At 70.1% G+C, this 16,787-nt stretch carries 13 protein-coding genes and 2 pseudogenes; 2 read left to right on the top strand and 13 right to left on the bottom strand.

Going from position 1 to position 16,787, the window contains the following annotated elements; translation table 11 throughout:
* From OO015_RS13595 to cas10, 13 genes and pseudogenes are all read right to left on the bottom strand, one after another.
* Nucleotides 1–181, bottom strand: a pseudogene (locus OO015_RS13595) (hypothetical protein); the annotation flags it as partial.
* 109 nt (nucleotides 182–290) lie between these two features.
* Nucleotides 291–1,331 carry a CRISPR-associated endonuclease Cas1 gene (gene cas1, locus OO015_RS13590; RefSeq protein ID WP_265942060.1) on the bottom strand — a complete coding sequence of 347 codons (1,041 nt, stop codon included), beginning with the start codon at nucleotides 1,329–1,331 and terminating at the stop codon, nucleotides 291–293.
* A gap of 125 nt (nucleotides 1,332–1,456) precedes the next feature.
* Nucleotides 1,457–2,155, bottom strand: coding sequence for a hypothetical protein (locus OO015_RS13585; protein ID WP_265942058.1), 699 nt, complete (start codon nucleotides 2,153–2,155; stop codon nucleotides 1,457–1,459).
* A gap of 153 nt (nucleotides 2,156–2,308) precedes the next feature.
* Nucleotides 2,309–3,193: a hypothetical protein gene (locus tag OO015_RS13580; RefSeq protein ID WP_265942056.1), complete on the bottom strand. Its 885-nt coding sequence runs from the start codon at nucleotides 3,191–3,193 to the stop codon at nucleotides 2,309–2,311.
* 764 nt (nucleotides 3,194–3,957) lie between these two features.
* Nucleotides 3,958–4,233, bottom strand: coding sequence for a CRISPR-associated endonuclease Cas2 (gene cas2 / locus OO015_RS13575; RefSeq protein ID WP_265942054.1), 276 nt, complete (start codon nucleotides 4,231–4,233; stop codon nucleotides 3,958–3,960).
* A gap of 183 nt (nucleotides 4,234–4,416) precedes the next feature.
* Complete coding sequence (gene cas6, locus OO015_RS13570; RefSeq protein ID WP_265942052.1) at nucleotides 4,417–5,244, bottom strand: CRISPR system precrRNA processing endoribonuclease RAMP protein Cas6; 828 nt, start codon at nucleotides 5,242–5,244, stop codon at nucleotides 4,417–4,419.
* A gap of 13 nt (nucleotides 5,245–5,257) precedes the next feature.
* Nucleotides 5,258–6,697: a hypothetical protein gene (locus OO015_RS13565; protein ID WP_265942050.1), complete on the bottom strand. Its 1,440-nt coding sequence runs from the start codon at nucleotides 6,695–6,697 to the stop codon at nucleotides 5,258–5,260.
* Nucleotides 6,698–6,942: 245 nt separating this feature from the next.
* Nucleotides 6,943–8,418, bottom strand: a complete 1,476-nt coding sequence (locus tag OO015_RS13560; protein WP_265942048.1) for a hypothetical protein — start codon at nucleotides 8,416–8,418, stop codon at nucleotides 6,943–6,945.
* A gap of 326 nt (nucleotides 8,419–8,744) precedes the next feature.
* Nucleotides 8,745–9,983, bottom strand: coding sequence for a type III-A CRISPR-associated RAMP protein Csm5 (gene csm5, locus OO015_RS13555; protein WP_265942046.1), 1,239 nt, complete (start codon nucleotides 9,981–9,983; stop codon nucleotides 8,745–8,747).
* Between the two features lie 4 nt (nucleotides 9,984–9,987).
* On the bottom strand, nucleotides 9,988–11,022 hold the full coding sequence (csm4, locus tag OO015_RS13550) for a type III-A CRISPR-associated RAMP protein Csm4 (protein WP_265942044.1): 1,035 nt from the start codon (nucleotides 11,020–11,022) through the stop codon (nucleotides 9,988–9,990).
* A 4-nt stretch (nucleotides 11,023–11,026) separates the two neighbouring features.
* On the bottom strand, nucleotides 11,027–11,890 hold the full coding sequence (gene csm3 / locus OO015_RS13545; protein ID WP_265942042.1) for a type III-A CRISPR-associated RAMP protein Csm3: 864 nt from the start codon (nucleotides 11,888–11,890) through the stop codon (nucleotides 11,027–11,029).
* Entirely contained in the window at nucleotides 11,880–12,362 is a 483-nt protein-coding gene (gene csm2, locus OO015_RS13540; RefSeq protein ID WP_265942040.1) for a type III-A CRISPR-associated protein Csm2, read from the bottom strand. The genes csm3 and csm2 overlap by 11 nt, the downstream gene beginning before the upstream one ends.
* On the bottom strand, nucleotides 12,359–14,848 hold the full coding sequence (gene cas10, locus OO015_RS13535) for a type III-A CRISPR-associated protein Cas10/Csm1 (protein WP_265942039.1): 2,490 nt from the start codon (nucleotides 14,846–14,848) through the stop codon (nucleotides 12,359–12,361). Before cas10 ends, csm2 begins: the two co-directional genes overlap by 4 nt.
* A gap of 218 nt (nucleotides 14,849–15,066) precedes the next feature.
* Here cas10 and OO015_RS14295 point away from each other — a divergent pair.
* Nucleotides 15,067–15,318: pseudogene (locus OO015_RS14295) on the top strand (GlsB/YeaQ/YmgE family stress response membrane protein); the annotation flags it as partial.
* Between the two features lie 515 nt (nucleotides 15,319–15,833).
* Complete coding sequence (locus OO015_RS13525; protein ID WP_265942035.1) at nucleotides 15,834–16,784, top strand: fumarylacetoacetate hydrolase family protein; 951 nt, start codon at nucleotides 15,834–15,836, stop codon at nucleotides 16,782–16,784.
* Nucleotides 16,785–16,787: the final 3 nt, after the last annotated feature.

Here is a 16,787-nt window from a genome sequence, read left to right as displayed (position 1 = left end):
CCGGGATCAACTCGTACGAAGCGGTCGGAGTGGCACCGCCCGACGTTTCGCTCGTCGTGGCCGGTGTTCGGGCAGCAGCCGTCTGGCTCGCTCCCGGCTGCCCCGCCTGCTGGTGGTTGCGGCACCCGGCGATCGCCAGGACGCTGCTGAGTGCGAGCGCGAGAAACCGGCGGCGTCGCATCGCCTCCTCCCTCCGCCTAGGTCGGCTGGAACGCCGACCGGTGCTCTATGGTAACGTGCGTCGTCGGCGCATGCACGTAGAGTAGTCGGAGCGGGACACGGAGGACGGCTCAGGGCTGCTCGCGAGCCGGGTGGGGATCAACGGACTCGTCAGCCTGCCACCAGGCTTCGATCGGGACGGTGAGGTACGGCTCGGCCGGTGCGCGGAGGACGCGCGCGAGACGGCGAGCCTGCTCGAAGAGCGCGTCGCGGGCCGGGCGGCGGGTTCCGGCGAGCGCGACCGGCTGCTCCCACCAGCCTTCCCAGGCGGCGAGGAACAGCCGCAGGCCGTCAGGGGTCAGGCGGACACCGCGTTCCGGCTGTGGGGGAGCGAAGTGTTCGGGCAGGAGTTGACCGCGCGTCAGGAGGTCGAGGACGAACGCATCGACGACCGGACGGAACTCCTCGATCAGATCGAGGGCGAGCGAGGGGCGGCCGGGGCGCAGTTGGTGGAGGAAGCCGACGTGCGGGTCGAGGCCGACGGCGCGCAGGGCACTCACCGCGCGCTGGGCGAGCAGCGTGTAGCCCAAGCTGAGGAGGGCATTGACCGGGTCGGGTGGGGGACGGCGCTGGCGACCGGGGAAGGAAAATGCGGGAGGGAAGAGCGTGGCGAGCGCGCTGAAGTAGGCACCGCTCCCGTAGCCCTCGGCGGCGAGGAGCCCGCCGTGCCCACCGGCACGGGCGGCGCGCTGGAGGGCGTCGCGGAGCGCGTCGATGGCGCGTGGGATATCCGGGTGGCGGTCGCGATACTGCATGAGCAGCACGCCCTGGTTCCGCAGCTTGCCGCGGACGAAACGGCGAGCGAGATCGAGGGCGAGCGCTTCGTCGCGAGCAGCTTCCAGCTGCCGGATGCGGAGTTCCGCTGAGGTCGCTTCCGGGCCCACTAGGCGACCCCGGTATTCGCCGTCGGCGGTGAGCAGGACCAGCTCGATGCCACGCTCGAGGAGGACGACGAGAGTCGGGGTGGTGACGTGGACGTTCCCGAAAAGGATGACGAGCTGGAGACGGAGCAGGGGGGCGCGCGCGAGCGTCTCGCCGTCACGCTCGACGACGAGGAGTTCGCCGCTGCGGCGGAGGACCGCCCCCTGTTCGACGACGTACAGCGCGCGCATCGATGGTGTCCTTGCCGGTTCACCCAGTTCCGATCGCGTCGACCGGACTGAAAAGACCGTCGGTTCCGGGTATCCAGCGGTCGGATGGGTGCGGTAGCCCGTGCCGAGCGCTGTCCGGCGATCGGTCAGGGGGGTCGAGGGCGGGAAGCGCTCGGGGCGGCCCACGGTCGTTCCGACCAGAGTTGCAGGAAGCCGGTCGCCGCGATCCACAGGCCGAACCAGGCCAGGTTCAGGGCGACGACGAGCGTGACGAACCCGAGCTTGCCCTGCCGGGAGGCGTAGAGGCCCAGGAGCGCTGCTTCGGTCGCGCTTCCACCCAAGAGTCCGGCGAGGATGAAGCCGAGGACCTCGACCCGGGCGAGGAAGCGGTTCACGTGGTGGGGCCAGCGGGCGACCAGGAACGGCAGGACAGCGAGCGTTCCAGCCAGCGCCGCTCCGACCAGTGCGGAGAGCGGTCGCGGCAGGTAGGAACGGGCGAAGGCGAGCGCACCGAGCAGCGGCAGGAGCGCGAGATAGAGGACGAGCGCGGCTTTGGCGAGCCAGGTCTGCCAGGAGACCGGCTCGCGGGGGCGGAAGTCGGCAGCAGTCCACTCCGGTGGTGCGACGAGGAACTGCACGCCGCTACGGTGGACACCAGCCAGGCGAGCCCACCACAGGAGGGGTGCCGCAGCACCACCGAGCGCGATCTCCGCGGGCGTCGGCCAGCGGGCGAAGGAGCGCAGCGCCAGAGAGTGGAACAGCCAGACCAGCCCGGTGAAGAGGAGCGCGGCGACCGGTCCGGAGAGGACGGCGATTCCGAGGCGGAGGAACCGCGCCCTTCGCAACCGTGCGATCGTCGTGTGTCTCCGACGCGATCGGCGACGCGATCGGCCTGGTGCGCTGTCGGTCCTCCGCATCGCTCCGAGTACCGTCCCGTCGTTGTCGTTCCGATTTCCCGACCTGGAGTTCCCTGCCGGTCCGCTGGCGAGGCGGCCCGCTCAGCGGTCGTCGAGGAGGTCAGGATCGGCCAAGAGGGAGGGGATCCGGTCGGGTCTGACGCCGAGCAGGTGGGCGAGTCGGCCCGGGTGGCAGAGAGCCTGCCAGGCCTCGTGTGCCGTCCGGACGCGCACGCCGCCCAGGACGGTTGCGATCCCATCGCGACCGAGGGTGAGCGGAGCGGGGAAGAGGCGGAACGGGAGCCACAGGACGTCCGCGGTGAGCGCGATGTCGGGGCTCGTCCGTTGGAGTCGTGCGAGCGTGGCGAGCAGCCGCTTGGAAGCGGTTCGCGGTGCCGAGCTCGCGATGGCCTGTTGCCGCCTCGAGAACTCGTCGAGGGCGCGGGGGAGGAAGAGTTCGAGGTCGAGTGCCACGCAGGTCTCGAGCGAGAGGACAGCGGGATGTGCGTGCATCGGGAGAGCCTCCATGATCGGGATTCCGTCGACGGCGACCGCTCTGACTCTCGGCAGTGCCAGCACGGTGCTCGGTGACAAGGAGAGGTGAACCGAACGCGCCGACCGAAGGAGCCGCCGCTGGAGATCGGCGAAGCGGTGCGGCAGCGGGCCGCTTTCGACGCGAGCGCTTTCGCCGGGAAGCGGCAAGTACCCGACCAGGGAACCGGCGATCCGTCCGGAGGCGACGCGGAGCGCCCGTCGGGGCGAGCAGCCATTCCCGCCGATCCTGATGACGAACGCGTCGTCGTCTTCCTCGGGCTCGTCCCGGAGGTCGAAGGCAGCGATGATGTACCCGCGGGGATCGAAAACGACGATCTCGCGCGCGGTCTCGGGGCGAGGGTCATCGAGCAGGGAGCGTGCCGGGTGGCCGGTCACGGTGAAGGTCAGCTCGCCCGCGAAGGTGGCTTCGAGCGTGACCGTCCAGTCGTGCATGGGCTTGCGCTCGCCTCCGAGGGTGGCGTCGCGCGCGGTTTGGTGGAAGTGCGATTCGATAGTGTACCAGGTGGCGGCCTGGACGGCAAGGAGGGCGAGACTGCGTGGCAGGTGCTGACGGGAGACGGCTCGTACGAGGTTCCGACCTGGCCGGTGCACGAGGCGTCTCCGGTGCAGTGGCGAACGCCTTACCCGGAAGGAGCATGCGTGCCAGCAGGGTGGACCTCGGAGCGGCTGAGGCCACGGCCGCTCCGTCGTTGCGATCCCCTGAAGGGGATCGAGTGCGTTGCAACACGTGGGGATCCCGAGACCGGAGAACTGGCAGAGATCCAGGTTGCAATCCCCTGAAGGGGATTGAGTGCGTTGCAACTTGTGGACTCGTCAGGAAGCAAGTCTCTTGCGCCGGTTGGTCGACTTGCAATCCCCTGAAGGGGATTGCGTGCGTTGCAACACAGGGCCGGGTCCGCCAGGTACTAGAGGAGTTCGGGCTCCGGAACTTGCAATCCCCTGAAGGGGATTGAGTGCGTTGCAACGATCAGGGCCGGTTATAGTCCAGTCGTCACGGTCTCGGCCCTCTTGCAATCCCCTGAAGGGGATTGAGTGCGTTGCAACCTTATACCGCGCGCCTGGAACGCCGCGAGCGCTATGCGGTCGCCTTGCAATCCCCTGAAGGGGATTGAGTGCGTTGCAACCGACCCCGGACTTTCGGGCTATTCGTCTAGTACTTTTGGGTCACGAACGGATGTTCGCATTGTCCGGTCACCTCAGACGATCAAGAAATCCGGTAGCGGCTCGCGCGGCGTACCGGCGACGATCTCGACCTTGCGGGCGCACGCTTCGCACAGGAGGTACAACCGCACGCCGTCGACCCGTGGGTCGGCGACCCGCCGTAGGTACCGCCGGACACGATCCAGCTCGTTCGCCCGAAGGTCACACTCGAACACCGAGCGTTGTACCGGCGTCCCGTATCCCTGCAGCCACTTGTAAAGGCGCGTCCGCTTGCTGTCGTCGCTGATATCGTAGCAGACGATGACCAGCATGGGAAGCCCCCCTTCCGCGCCTGACCGTTGCGGTATCGCTGAGCATACCGGCCGGTCAGCGAGCATGCCAACCTGCTCGATGCCCGGCTCGCCCCGCGGCCGGTCGATCGCGGCCTCGCGCGGCGCTGCGGGAAACGGCCACCTGCCGGGGTGGAGGCCCGCGGCTCGTCCGCCGCGGCGCGCTCAAGCCGTCGTCCGGTCGGCTCGCTCCGGGGAGCAGGACAGAGCCAGTCCAGCCTGGCCGAGTCCCATGGCGACCTTGTGTCCCACGCCGGCGTAGGTCGCGAACTCGGCCAGCGCGCGTGCCGCCGCACGCACCGGCGGTTCGACGGCGTCCGACCGGTACTCGCACCAGCCCTGGAAGCCGACGAGTTTCCCCTGCCCGGTGTCGACCAGTCGCGTCTCCAGGTGGTAGGCTGCGACCCGAAGGTGCTCGAAGCCCCGCACGACTTCCGGGGCGATGTGGACGGGCGCGAAGGCGTTCCACCGCTCGGCGAGGCTGCCGAAGACGAGTTTCGGGAGCGGCAGCGGCAGGTGGTGCGTCCCCTGGTGGAAGGTCGTCGGCGAGAAAAAGCGCAGGCGGAGGCGGAGCGGATGCCGCGTGCCCGGTTCGAGGAGCGCTGCCAGCTCCTCGTACCGCGCTCGCCCGGCCAGTGGATGGTCGGTCGCTGGCTCGCCGACCGTGAGCGGCAGCTGGCCGAGCTGGACCGGCGACCCGGGAGCCAATGCTCGGATCACCAGCGACTCGAGCTCATCGTCGAGCAGGGTGACCCGCAGGTGCAGCGGCACACCGGCGCGGGCGGGTGTCTCTCGCCGACCTGAGCGGACTCCTTCTTCGAGGACCGCGACGGTGAAGGGGCGCTGACCGGGCAGATCGTGCAGCTCCCGCGCAGCCGCCGGGTCGACGGTCGCGAGCGCGCGCAGCAGGGCAGCGTGCGCTGCCCGACCGAGGAACGGCGGGAGCAACGCATCGCGGAGCGGGTGGAGCTGGAAGACGAGCGCGACCGGCATCGCACGCGTCCTTTCAGTGCTGTTCCGTCTCCCACTGGTCGAGGAGCTGGAGCAACGCGTCGCGCAGACGCTCGGGCCAATCGGCCTGGCTGCCGAGCTGCAGCCGTCGGGCGAGGTGCTCGATGTCCTGCATCGGGTCCGCGTTCGGCCCGGCACGCTCCCGGTAGAGCGCGAGGATGTCGTCGCGCCGGACACCGAGGAAGCCGTGGCCGACGAACGTCTGGCTCCGGAACTGGGTCAGCCGGTTGAGCTGCGCCAGGATCTCGCGGTCGCGCCGCACGGCCGGGATGCTGGAGAGGAGGAAGTCGAGCAGGGGCCGGGTGATCCGTTCGGGGTTCAGGTTGCGTGCTGCTGCCTGGCGCTGCAGCTCGGGGCGCGACCGCCACCAGTGCCGGAAAGCCGGTGTCGCCTCACCGGTCGCGGTGTGGACCGGTGCGCCGAGCTGTTCCTCGACCAGCCAGCGCAGCATCATCTCGTGGAAGCGGTAGAGACGGGCGAGGAAGTCGGCCTCGCGCTCTTGCTGCCAGACCAGCCGCAGGTTGGCGACCATTTCGGCGAGCAGGGGTTCGCAGGCCTCGGGGACGGGCTCCTTGCCGCCCCGCTCGACGAGTGTCCGCTGGGCAGCGGCCAGTTCCTCGAGCTCGCGGAGGAACTCCTGGGCGAGCGGCCGGGTGCGCGGGTCGCGCAGCGCCTGGCGAGCGCTCGATCGGGCCTCGTCGAAGTGATAGGCGAGACGGTGGTCGCCGGCCTGGGCCAGCTGCCAGACGGCGCGCGGGACGCCAGCCTGTTGGAGCAGGAGGGCGGCCCGGCCGAACTCACCGCGCTCGAGTTCCCGCCGCGCGTCCGCGAGCAGGGCCGAACGCTGCAGCCACCGTCGCACCTGCAGCTCCTGCGGTGTCTCGCTGCCCCGCGGGAGGTACACGAAGCTGCAGTGGCTGCCGAACCGGTCGACGGCATGGACGGTGAGCGCGAAGGTGATGGCCGGCGTCCCAGCGGTGAGCGAGACGACGATCGGCCGCGGCAACGCGGAGCCGGCGAGCTCACGCAGCACGTCACCGACGGCACGGTACATGGCGTCGTAGTCGGCCGGGTTCCCGTGGAGGTTCCGGAGATGGACGGTCAGGTGGGCACGTGCGGCGTACCGGTGCTCCAGCCAGCGTTCCAGGAGGCGGGCCGCGAAGACCGTATCCTGCGGGTGCGGGGGCTGCTGGTCGGTCGCGAGCAGGACGACATGGAGGGCCGGCGGCTGCGGGCGCAGACGGGCGATCGCCCAGTCGAGGAGGGGACGGAGCACGGGAGCGTCGAGGCGGTCGAGCGCGTCCGCGGCCTGCGTCAGGAGCTGCTCGGTCGCAGCGCGGAAGGACTGGACAGCGCCCTGGTGGTTGCGGACCGCCAGGGAGCGACCGTCCAACGCGAGATCGCTGTTGCCGACGCAGCAGACGAGCGTCGTCATACGCCTGCCGGGTGGACTCGTCCTCGCGGTCGCGTCGAAACCGGCTACCGGCGCGACGACCGGTGGATCACCGTCCTCGACCGGCGAGGAGATCGGATGGCCGTACTCGAACGGTACTCGAAGCGCGGCTCATCGGCAAGGAGCGTGCCGGGGTCAGGGCTCGACGACCAGCGTGACGACGCGTCCCGGAGTTGCCAGTACCGCGCGAGCGCTGCGGGAGACCGAGCGGCTCCGGCGCGTCCGGCTCAGATCCGGGCGAGCTCGGCGAGGAGACCGTCGCGACTCGCTGCGAGCGGGTGCGTGGCCGGGTCGTGCCCCGCGGCCGTGACGAGGCGGCCGAGCGCGGCGAGCGGGTCGGCGCAGCGCGCTTCGATCTCCTCGCGGGAGACCGGGGCGAAGCCGTGGGCGACGATGCTGCGGTTGCGGAGCTGGCTGAGCGGGTCGAGCGCAGCGCTCGCTGCCAGGATCGCCTGGGCGACCGGATCGCTGGTGAGCCGGGGAACGGCCAGCAGGTGGCGCAGGAGATCGCGGCTCGGCGGACGGTCGGGATCGAAGGGGGTGCCGCGGAGGTGCTGGCCCAGCTCCCTGTCGCTCGCGATACCCTCCCGAAAGGCAGGGAGAGCGCGGACGCGCCCCTGCCCATCGCGCTCGCTTCCGGTCGGGAGTCCCAGGCAGCGCTCGACAGCCCAGCGCAGCGCGGCTTCCTCGAAGCGGAAGACGCGGGACAGGAAGTCGGCGTACCGCTCTTGTTCCCAGGCGACGACTGCCGAGCCGTACAGCTCGACGAGCAAGGCTGGATACCGCTCGGGGCACGGCTCGCGGGCCCGCTCGAGCGCTTCCGCGTCGGCCAGCAAGCGAGCGAGGGCTTCCTGCTCGGCGCGGGCCAGCTGGCGGAGCGAGCCCCGACTCGCTGGCATGACTGTCCCTTCGAGCCGGTGGAGGGCGCGGCGGAAGTCGAAAGCGGCCCGGTACGCGAGCACTTCCGCGAACGCGAACAGCGGGAGGGGGGCCAGCGCGACGCGGAGCAGATCGGCAGCATGCGCGAAGTCCCAGCGCTGGAGCGCGCGGGCGGCGTCCTCGAGTGCCTGGTGCTGGCGGAAAGCGGCACCGACGTCCATCGGCGTGGGCCGGCGTGTCCGGGCCGGAAGGTAGACGACGAGCGCTCGCTCGCCGAAGAACGGTGCCAGGACAGTCAACAGCCCGAAGGCCAGGGCTGGAGTCCCGCCGGTCGGGTTGAGATAGGCGACGGCGAAGGTGCGGGGATCGGGGACAGCCCGCTGGCCGATGAGCAGGCGGTAGAAGCGGACGGCGTCGTCGTAGTCGGCTGGGTTGGTGTCGATGCGCCAGATCGCGACCTTCTCGACCGTGTCGCGGCCGTAGGCGTGCGGGATCCACTCCTGGAGGAGGCGGGCGGCGGCGACGGTATCGCTGGCGCGGAACTGCTCGTCCTCCTGGTCGCTGGCGACGAGGTAGACGCGCAGCTGGGGACGCTCGTCGGGATCGGCATGGCGGTCGAGGATCCACGTGATCAGCCGCTCGAGGATCGGTGCGTCGAGCCGGGCGAGAGTCGAGTCGCGCTCGCGCTGCAGCTCGCGGAGCAGCCCCTCGCAGGTCGCGCGGAACTGTTCGGGCGGAATCGGCTGACCGTCGAGCGTGAGGTCGCGGTTGCCGATGGTCGAGACGAGGAGGAGCCGGTTGGCGGGCGGTTCGTGGTTGGCCACGGCGTGCCTCCCCTGGCTGGAGGAGTCGGGAGGGCGGTGCGACGGCTCACCATCGAGTCTACCCCAGCAGGGCGGCGCGTGAGTCTCCATCGTCCGGATGTCCCGTCGCGAGCCGGCAGGAGGCGCGGCGCGCGTCGCGGACGGGGACGCTGGCCGGAAGCGGCGTGGAAGCGCCGCCAGTCCTGGTGAGCGGGCTTCCGGACAGGCCAGGGTACGGTCGGTCCCGGCGTCGCCGCTCGGCCCGGTCGGTCGTCGCCTGCACTCGCGGTGCGCGAGCCGGCCGCGCTGCGCGCCGACTGCCGCGCGGCGGGCGCCCGCGGCACCGGTCAGGCATCTGCACCGGCTGGTGCGGCGAGCAGGCGCAGGCAGACCCAGCCGAGCGGGCGGGCAGCCTGGCTGTTCCGTTCAACGAAGCGACGCGTGCGCGGGAAGGGTAGTTTCTGCTGGCCGCGCCCGAGCCGGAGTCCCGTGACCAGCTGGGCGAGGACCTCTCGGCCGTCCTCGACGTCGGAGAGTTCGAGCAGCGGGCCGATCGTCTTGGCGCGCCAGCCGGTGCCCCAGCCGAGCTGGAGGTAGGTTTCCGGCGTCGCGGCGCGGGCAGCCTCCCGGATGCGCTCCGCCAGCTCGCGGTAGAAGCCGGTGACCTGGCTCCGCGTCTCTTGCATGCGTCGCAACTCGACACCCACGAGTCGCCAGGCGAACTCGCGGCAGGCACGGAAGAGCTGCTCGATCTCGACGACCTTTCGTTCCTGCGCGGGCAGTCCACGTGCGACGCCGAAGTCGAGGTCGAGCCGGAGCTGGAGTCGCGTCCCCTCGGGGAGTGCCTCGACCAGCCAGCGGTGCTTCCGGCTGACGAGCTGGAGGCCATCACCGGTCAGCCGGTAGATCCCCACCTGCTCGACGACGGTCGCGTCGGGTGGGAGCGGGGCGGAGTCGGCTGGCCGGAGGGCGCGCAAGAGGTCGTGGTTGGGGTCGAACTGCTCGCTCTGCTGGAAGAGGCGTGTCTCGAGCGGGCGGGCGAACCATTCACGGCTGGGTCGCCTCTCCGCTCCGAGCTGGTCGAGGAGCGCACGCCCGATCGGTGTCCCTTCGAACCGTTGCGGCTGTCCCTGTTGCGCGAGAGACCGGAGCTCCTCGCGGAGGAGGGCGTAGGCGAGCGCGGTGCGCAGCGCGCCCTTGAGGCTGCTGCCGGGGAGATAGGGATGGCCGCGTGCGTCGCGTGCGAAGGGGAGCAGGGTCCAGTGCTGGCGGGTCTGGCTCGCGACGTCCTGGCCGCGCGGACCGGGCAGGACTGCACGGGTGTACTGGGGCCATTCGTCCGACGTGATCAGGTTGTCGACGCGGGGATCCTCGCCGCGGCGGATCCGCTCCTCGGTCATCCGCTCGGCGATGAGGCGCTCGACGTCGATGAGGTAGAAGCGTCCCCGCGCGGCATCGGCGACGACGTCGTAGCCACCGACGAGCGGCGGTCCACCGGCGCCGACGTGGAGCGGGGAGAGGACTTCGAGTTCGAGCTGGTAGGAACGGAGTGCGAGGAGCGGACGAGCGCGAGCGGGTTCCGACATGGGCCTACTCCTTCAGGTCGACCGGGACGGTGAAGGCGTACCCGTAACGGTAGACCGGATGCACGGTGCGCATGACCTCCGGCGTGACGTCGACGAGCTGCCCGAGGACGGTCGTCCCCGGCGGTCGTGCCACGACCGAGCCCTCGCTGACCATGCGCAGTTCGCGGCGCCGGTAGCTCGCGCCGTCGGGCGAGGCGATCCAGCCGCCGCGGAGGGCGAGGTCGAAGCGGGCGAACGGGCCCAGGACTCCGGCCGCGAGTTCGGACCGGGTAGGAGCGTAGAGGGAGAGCGTCACCAGGCCAGGAGCCTGTTCCCGTTCCGGGACATCGATCTCTTCGCCTGGCTCCAGGGAGAACTGGCCGTGGCCGGTCGAGCGCAAGCCGCCCAGTCCCAGCTGCCCCAGCTCGGCGAGCGCTGCCTCGACGAGCGGGCGCCAGCTCGCGTCGCGCCATTCGACGAGGACGAAGAGGCCGCAGTCCGGTCCGAAGCGGAGCCGGCCCGAGCGGAACACCTGCGAGGCATTGGTGACGCGGTCGATGGCAACGCGGGGGACGACGTCGCGGACCCAGAGCGGGATGCCGTCACGGGTGAAGCTCCGGGGAAGGGCACGACGCTCGCTGGGAAGGAGCCAGGCTGCGACAGGGGGGAGGAAGGCCGCTGGAGCGAAGGCGTCGCCCGGCAGCTCGCCGCTGAGCCAGGCCTGGAACAGTCCGAGCGAGACCCAGCGGGTCTGGCGGAGCCGCTTGCGCGCGTCATCGGGCGGCGGACTGGGAAGCGCCAGCTGCGGTTTGGGCAGGAAGCGGACGGACCCGGCGAAGGGGAAGGCGCTGGAGAAGAGGAATGACGGTTCACCGGCGCGGAACGGCGCGAGGAAGCGCTGCAGCTCGCTCTCTCCCCACCCGAGACGGACCACCGAGCAGAGGGCGCTGAAGAGCGTGTCCGAGTGGACGAACTCGGCGGTCTCCTCGATCCCGACGCCCCGTTCGGCGACGTGGAGCGGTCCGCGGAAACGGAGGAGGTAGGTAGTGACCGTCGGCATCGCGTCACCCTGCCTGCCCGGCGAGACCGGCTGCCTCGCGCAACCAGGCGAGCACGTCATCGCGTGCCGCGAGCAGCGCGTCGACCGAGTCGAAGGTCCGCTGGGGGAGCTGGGCGACCGGCTGGTCGTAGTGCGGGCGCGGGCGGACGCTGAGCGTCAGGTTCTCGAAGCGGACCTTGCCGCTGCCGCGCGAGCCGTAGCTCCCGAGGTAGTCGTCCTCGAGGAGCGCGAGGGCGCGGGCGACCGTCCAGAAGCGGTCGACGTCGCGGGGCTCGTAGAGGGTGTAGACCATCTCGCAGGCAAAGGCGGCACCGGCCGGGACACGCTCGACCTGCCGGGGCACGGCTGCCGAAGTGACACGATCGATCGCGGCTTCCCACTTGATCTCGGAATAGGGTAGGTCGAGCCGCAGCGCCTCGAGCTCGCGTACGCTCGACTCGGTGAGGAAGGCGTCGCGCACCACCAGCCGGGTCGGTGCGGAGGGATATTGGTCGCCCGGAACGCCGAAGACTGGGCAGACCGGGCAGTTGTCATAGGTCGGATTGCGGCCGTCTTGCCGGTCACCGGCACAGACATGGATGTAGACATTGTTGATCCGCCAGTTGGTCGTCAGTCCCTCGATGCGCTCGGACAGCGAGCGGAGTTTCCCCTTGAGCGAGGAACCCGGGACGTAGGGTTGGTTGGTGAGGGGGTCGCGGACGACCGGATTGTCGAGTGCACCGATGGCGAGCCCGCCAGCTGCACCGCCGATGCGTAAGCCGGTGATCGCGCGGACGATACCGGTCAGGCGGATCCGGCCGAGGATCGTCGCGTTCCGGTTCGCCGGTCGAGCCGTCGCGCTCGTGGGTGCCCTCCCCTCACTGTCCACCGTATGCCTTGTGATAGGCGAGAATGGCCTCGAAGAAGTCGACGAAGTGCTGGAAGCGCTCGCGGTCGCGCTCGACGAGCAGGATGGCGGGCTCGAGTGTCTCCTTGAGCCACTGTACCCCTTTGCCATTCGTGCGTGCCGCCTGGTAGGCGAGCTTGGGGCGGAGCAACTGGAGTTCCCGGTACGTTTCCTGGTCGAGTTCGGTCACCGATGCTGCTGCCGTACGGACGTGTATGTCGAGTTCTCGGACTTTGCCGAAGACGGAGCGGATCTGACTCGTCGCTAACGCGTCCGGACTCCGCGGATTGCCGCCGGGTCGGGCGAGGTCGCGGCCGACCCGTTCCGCCACCTGCACGAGCGTGAGCGGATCGCCCTCGACCACGATGCGTCGGATCTCCTCTTCGGTCGGCGGCTCGAAGCCAGGACGGCCTCCCCCACGAGCCTGTCCAGAGGCTGGACGCTGCACACTCATCCCTTCTCCTCCTTTCGCGTGGCGAGTTCGGCCCAGCGGGCAGCGAGCCAGAGGGTCGCGATGACGTCGGGATGCCGGATCTCGTCGCGCAGACGCTCGATCCACTCGCGGGCGGCAGAGCCTTCCGGTAACCGTTCGGCAGCCCGAGCGAGGAAGTAGGCGGCGAGCCACAACCAGCGACCGTACACCAACTGGCCGGGGCGCAGCGTGCCCCGGCGCTGCGCCTCGTCGTGCGCCTCCTCGTAGAGTCGGCCGATCGCAGCGAGGCCGTGGAGGAAGGAGCGCGGGAGTTCCCCGCGTGCGACGAAGCTGGCGAGCTGCTCGACCCGCGCGGCGACGGTACTGAAGCGCGACCAGTCGAGCGTACGGCCGAGGAAGGTGACGGCATTCTTGACCACACGACCGTCCTCGCTCCGCAGCTTGGCTGCCTCGAGGGCCTCCCGCGCGTCGTCAGCGGCCTGATAGAGCGGGGCGTGCTCGGGGACGACGGCGATCCCGGCCGACAAGTGGAGCGAGGGGTTGTCCTGCGTGAAGCGGTGGAAGTCGTCGCGGACGGTGCGGGCGAAGCTGGCCATGCTCTGCCAGTGCCCGACCGCGAAGACGTCGTCGCCACCAGCGTAGACGAGGTAGACCGGGCGCTTCGTCCGGTTCCAGTGCCGGGCCAGCTCGGCCAGCCAGCCTTCGAAGAAGAGCCGGAGGCCGCTGGAGAGACTGGCGAGCCGCGAGAGGGAGAGGTGCTGGCCCAGCCCCTCGGCGAAGAGCCGACCCAGGTCGTCGACGTCCATGCGCAGGATGCCGAGTCCACTCGCCCCCGCACCGGAGGTCGCGATGGTCGCGAACTCGGTCACCGAGCCGTCGGGATCGAGCGGCACGACGTTGGCGAGGAAGGCGAAACCGAGCCCGATGGTGCCGCTGGCCTCGGCGACGTCGAGTGCCGGACCGGTCAAGAAGTCGGTGTCGTCGATCCGGAGGAGCGTTCCTGGCCCGAGCTGTACCAAGGCTCTCAGCTCGTCGTCCGTTTCGGCGAGATGGAGCTCGAGCCCGAGCGCCTGGAGCGTCGACTGGTAGCTGGGGCTCGCCGCGTCGTCCGGGGAGAGCGGCTGGACCTCGCGCAGGAAGAGCCAGCGGGCGCGGCGCAGGGCCGTGCCGAGGTCGATCAGGGAATCGCAGCGGCGACAGATCCGCTCGTCGTCCTCGCGGCGCGCTCGCGGATCCTCGCGGCGGCAGATGGCGCAGGGCGGCTCGGGACCGCCGATCCCGCGCGGGGCGAACAAGCGATCGGCCAGTTCGACCGGATCGAGCGCGGCGAACTTGCGTGCCTTGGCCTCCTGGAGGGCGGCGTGCAAGGCGTTCCAGGCGGCGCGGAAGCGCTCCGGTTCGGCGAGATCGGCACAGGCGAGCGGGCGGCAGGCGAGCGCGAGGTACAGCTCGCCGTCGGTCGTGGCGAGGAGGATCCGGTCGAGGTCGTGGCGGAGGGCGGTCAGCTGGTCGTCGCTCGGCAGCTGGGTGAGCAGGTAGCAGCGGCCGCCGCCAGCGTAGAGCAGGTTGACGATGGGGAGGTCGAGGCGGCGGAGGAGCCAGCGACCGACCGCCTCGGTGACGAGCTGGAGGAAGAAGGAGCGCCCGCGCAGGCTGCGGGCGGCCCGTGCAGCGGTGAGCGTGTAGAGGAAGCGCTGGATACCGGTGACGTCGGCTGCCAGCAGCGCCAGGCGCGGGCTGTCCCAGTGCGGCAGCTGGTGCTCGAGCAGTGCCGCGAGCGTTTCGTCGTCGAGACCGGAGCGGTCGAGCGCAGCGGCGATCGCTGCGGTGGTGCGGAGGTGGTCGTAGAGCGAGATATCGGCGACGTTCTGCCGGTAGTACGCCGAAGGGACGCACCAGGTGTAGCGGTGGAGGAGATGGAGCACGGTGGTGAGACGCGCGTCGAAGTCGAGCGTCGCTGGGATGGTCTCGAGATCCTCGACGAGACGCTGCCAGAGTGCTTCGTAGCCCTGCCGCTCGCTGGCCTCGTCGACAGGTGACGCATTGGGGAAGAGCACCTCCGGCGCGAGCGCGAGTGGCGCGAGCGGCCAGTAGGCCGGTGCGGGATCGGGGGCACCGGCGAGCTGCAGGCGGGTGAAGATACTGCGCAACTGGCGTTGCCCGGGGCGCGTGGCTGCCCAGAGCGCCCCTCCACCGGGCGGTACCGGCGGCTGGTCGGACTCGGCATCGTCGGGCTCGGCAGCCGAGAGGCGGTCGGCCAGGGCGACGAGGCGAGCGAGCCGGTCGGTCGGCTGATGGTGGCGGAGGATCGCGTCCGCTGCAGCGCGCCACTGCGGGAGCCACTCTTCGACTGCGTCGGCGCTCCACTTGGCGTGGGCACCGTTGTGCCCGTAGTCGCTGGGGCCGTATCCCACGTAGCGGTCGCCGTGGCGTTGGCCGGTCCGTTGCCAGAGCTTGCCAAGATCGTGCAGCAGCGCAGCGACGAGAAGCGTCTGGAACTCGTCCACGGAACCGCTCCGATCGGTCTCGTGCAGCGGAGACTAACCGAGCCAGCGGTCGTTGTCAAGAGTTGTCGGTAGGCGCGGAAGAGACCGAGACGCCGGTGGCGCAGTGCGGGCTCGGGTAGCGAGAGGATCAAAACGATGTGGTTGTCAAACGGTCTGTCGATCTCGTATCGTCCACGCATCGCTGCCGGGGCGCCGAGAGGCGGAAGGGAAGGGGAGAGATGGAACTCGATCCGGGGGGCATCATCGGTTGGATCATCGTCGGAATCGTGGCAGGCTGGTTGGCAGGTCGTTTGACCGGCGGTGGTCGTGGACTCGTCGGAGACCTCATCCTGGGGCTGATCGGTGCCTTCATCGGGGATCTCCTCTTCTCGCTCCTCGGTATCAGCGGGAGCGCTGGGCTGATCGGGAGCATCGTGGTCGCGACGATCGGCGCGGTGATCGTCGTGTTCGTCGTCCGTGCCGTAACACGTCGTCGGCGAGGAGCCGAGCGGCACCGCGTGGCAGCGGCTCAGGGGCGTCGTCACCGACGCCCTAGTCGGTGTCTTCAGCCGCGAACGTCCGCTCGAGTCGCTCACGCCTCCGTGGTTCGACGGGATCACGACGTGGCAGCATGCGGTGTCGGCTGCTCGCGTGCCGGAAGGCTGGTCGCACGAGACTGGTGGACGACTCGTCGCTCGGCCACGGCCAGGGACAGCGGGGAGCGATGGACAGGGACCGGTTGCCACCGGTCTCGGGCGGCCGAGACGAGACGGCCGCGAGAGCCCGTCGGTCGCTGGCCCGGTGGAGGTGGGAACTCGTTCCTCTCCGTGCGCGATCCTTCGGGCAACCGGATCGAGATCACGGCGGACGTGGCGCGGCTCCCGAACCGCTGGGAAGGTCCCCGGATCTGGCGCGGTGAGCTTTCCGCAGTTTTTAATGTCTGGACGGAAGCGCCGCCACCGGCGAGCTTCGGGGACGGGACGTGAGACGGCGGAAGGGAAGGGCCATGCGACTGGTCACCTACAGCGAGCGGGGTCGGACGAGCGTCGGAGTTCTGGAGGACGGCTGGATTCTCGATATCCCACAGGCGTACACGGAGCTCGTGCGCCAGCAGGGGGTGACGGATGCAGTCGGGCGGGCGCTCGCGGAATGCCCACCGGACATGGCGCTCCTGCTGGCTCGTGATGGGCTCGGTCGAGCGCGGGAAGCGGTCGCCTTCGCACGAGAAGAGTTGGCGCGCGATCGCGAGAGCGCGCTGCAACGCGGGATGGTGGTAGCAGCCGACGCGCCGGCGGTGCGCCTGCGGGCGCCGCTCCTGCGACCGGGGAAGATCATCTGCCTCGGGTTGAACTATGCCGACCACGCGAGGGAGACGAACTCGCCGATCCCGCAGTATCCGGAACTCTTCAACAAGTTCGCCAATGCGCTCATCGGTCCGGGTGAACCGATCGTTTTGCCGCGCGTCAGCCAGCAGGTCGACTACGAGGCGGAACTGGCGGTCGTGATCGGCAAGGCGGGCCGGTACATCGACGAGGCACGGGCGCTCGAGTACGTGGCAGGGTACACGATCCTGAACGACGTCTCGATGCGGGACTTCCAGTTCCGGGGTCGGCAGTGGATGCAGGGGAAGACGTTCGATCGCTCGACACCGCTCGGCCCCTGGATCGTCACAGCGGACGAGATTCCTGACCCGCAGGCGCTGGAGATCAGCTGCGAGGTGTCCGGTGAAGTGCTGCAGCGGTCGAGTACCCGCGAGATGATCTTCGGCGTGGCGACGGTGATCGCGTATATCTCGCAGATCATGACGCTGGAGCCGGGTGATGTGATCGCGACCGGGACACCGGCAGGAGTGGGGTTCGCCCGCGACCCGAAGCGGTTGCTGCGGCCGGGCGACGTCGTGCGGGTGACGGTCGAGAAGATCGGTACACTGGAGAATCCGGTCGTGGCCGAGGAGTGACCT

It is taken from the genome of Thermomicrobium sp. 4228-Ro, from assembly GCF_026241205.1.
GTDB lineage: Bacteria > Chloroflexota > Chloroflexia > Thermomicrobiales > Thermomicrobiaceae > Thermomicrobium.
This window is presented reverse-complemented; position numbering and strand designations above follow the sequence as displayed.

Bases quoted from the DNA above. Each gene is read 5' to 3' on its own strand.
- cas1 (WP_265942060.1), bottom strand. From the start codon at position 1,331: ATGCGCGCGCTGTACGTCGTCGAACAGGGGGCGGTCCTCCGCCGCAGC.
- OO015_RS13580 (WP_265942056.1), bottom strand. From the start codon at position 3,193: ATGCACGACTGGACGGTCACGCTCGAAGCCACCTTCGCGGGCGAGCTG.
- cas2 (WP_265942054.1), bottom strand. From the start codon at position 4,233: ATGCTGGTCATCGTCTGCTACGATATCAGCGACGACAGCAAGCGGACG.
- cas6 (WP_265942052.1), bottom strand. From the start codon at position 5,244: ATGCCGGTCGCGCTCGTCTTCCAGCTCCACCCGCTCCGCGATGCGTTG.
- OO015_RS13565 (WP_265942050.1), bottom strand. From the start codon at position 6,697: ATGACGACGCTCGTCTGCTGCGTCGGCAACAGCGATCTCGCGTTGGAC.
- csm5 (WP_265942046.1), bottom strand. From the start codon at position 9,983: ATGTCGGAACCCGCTCGCGCTCGTCCGCTCCTCGCACTCCGTTCCTAC.
- csm4 (WP_265942044.1), bottom strand. From the start codon at position 11,022: ATGCCGACGGTCACTACCTACCTCCTCCGTTTCCGCGGACCGCTCCAC.
- csm2 (WP_265942040.1), bottom strand. From the start codon at position 12,362: ATGAGTGTGCAGCGTCCAGCCTCTGGACAGGCTCGTGGGGGAGGCCGT.
- OO015_RS13525 (WP_265942035.1), top strand. From the start codon at position 15,834: ATGCGACTGGTCACCTACAGCGAGCGGGGTCGGACGAGCGTCGGAGTT.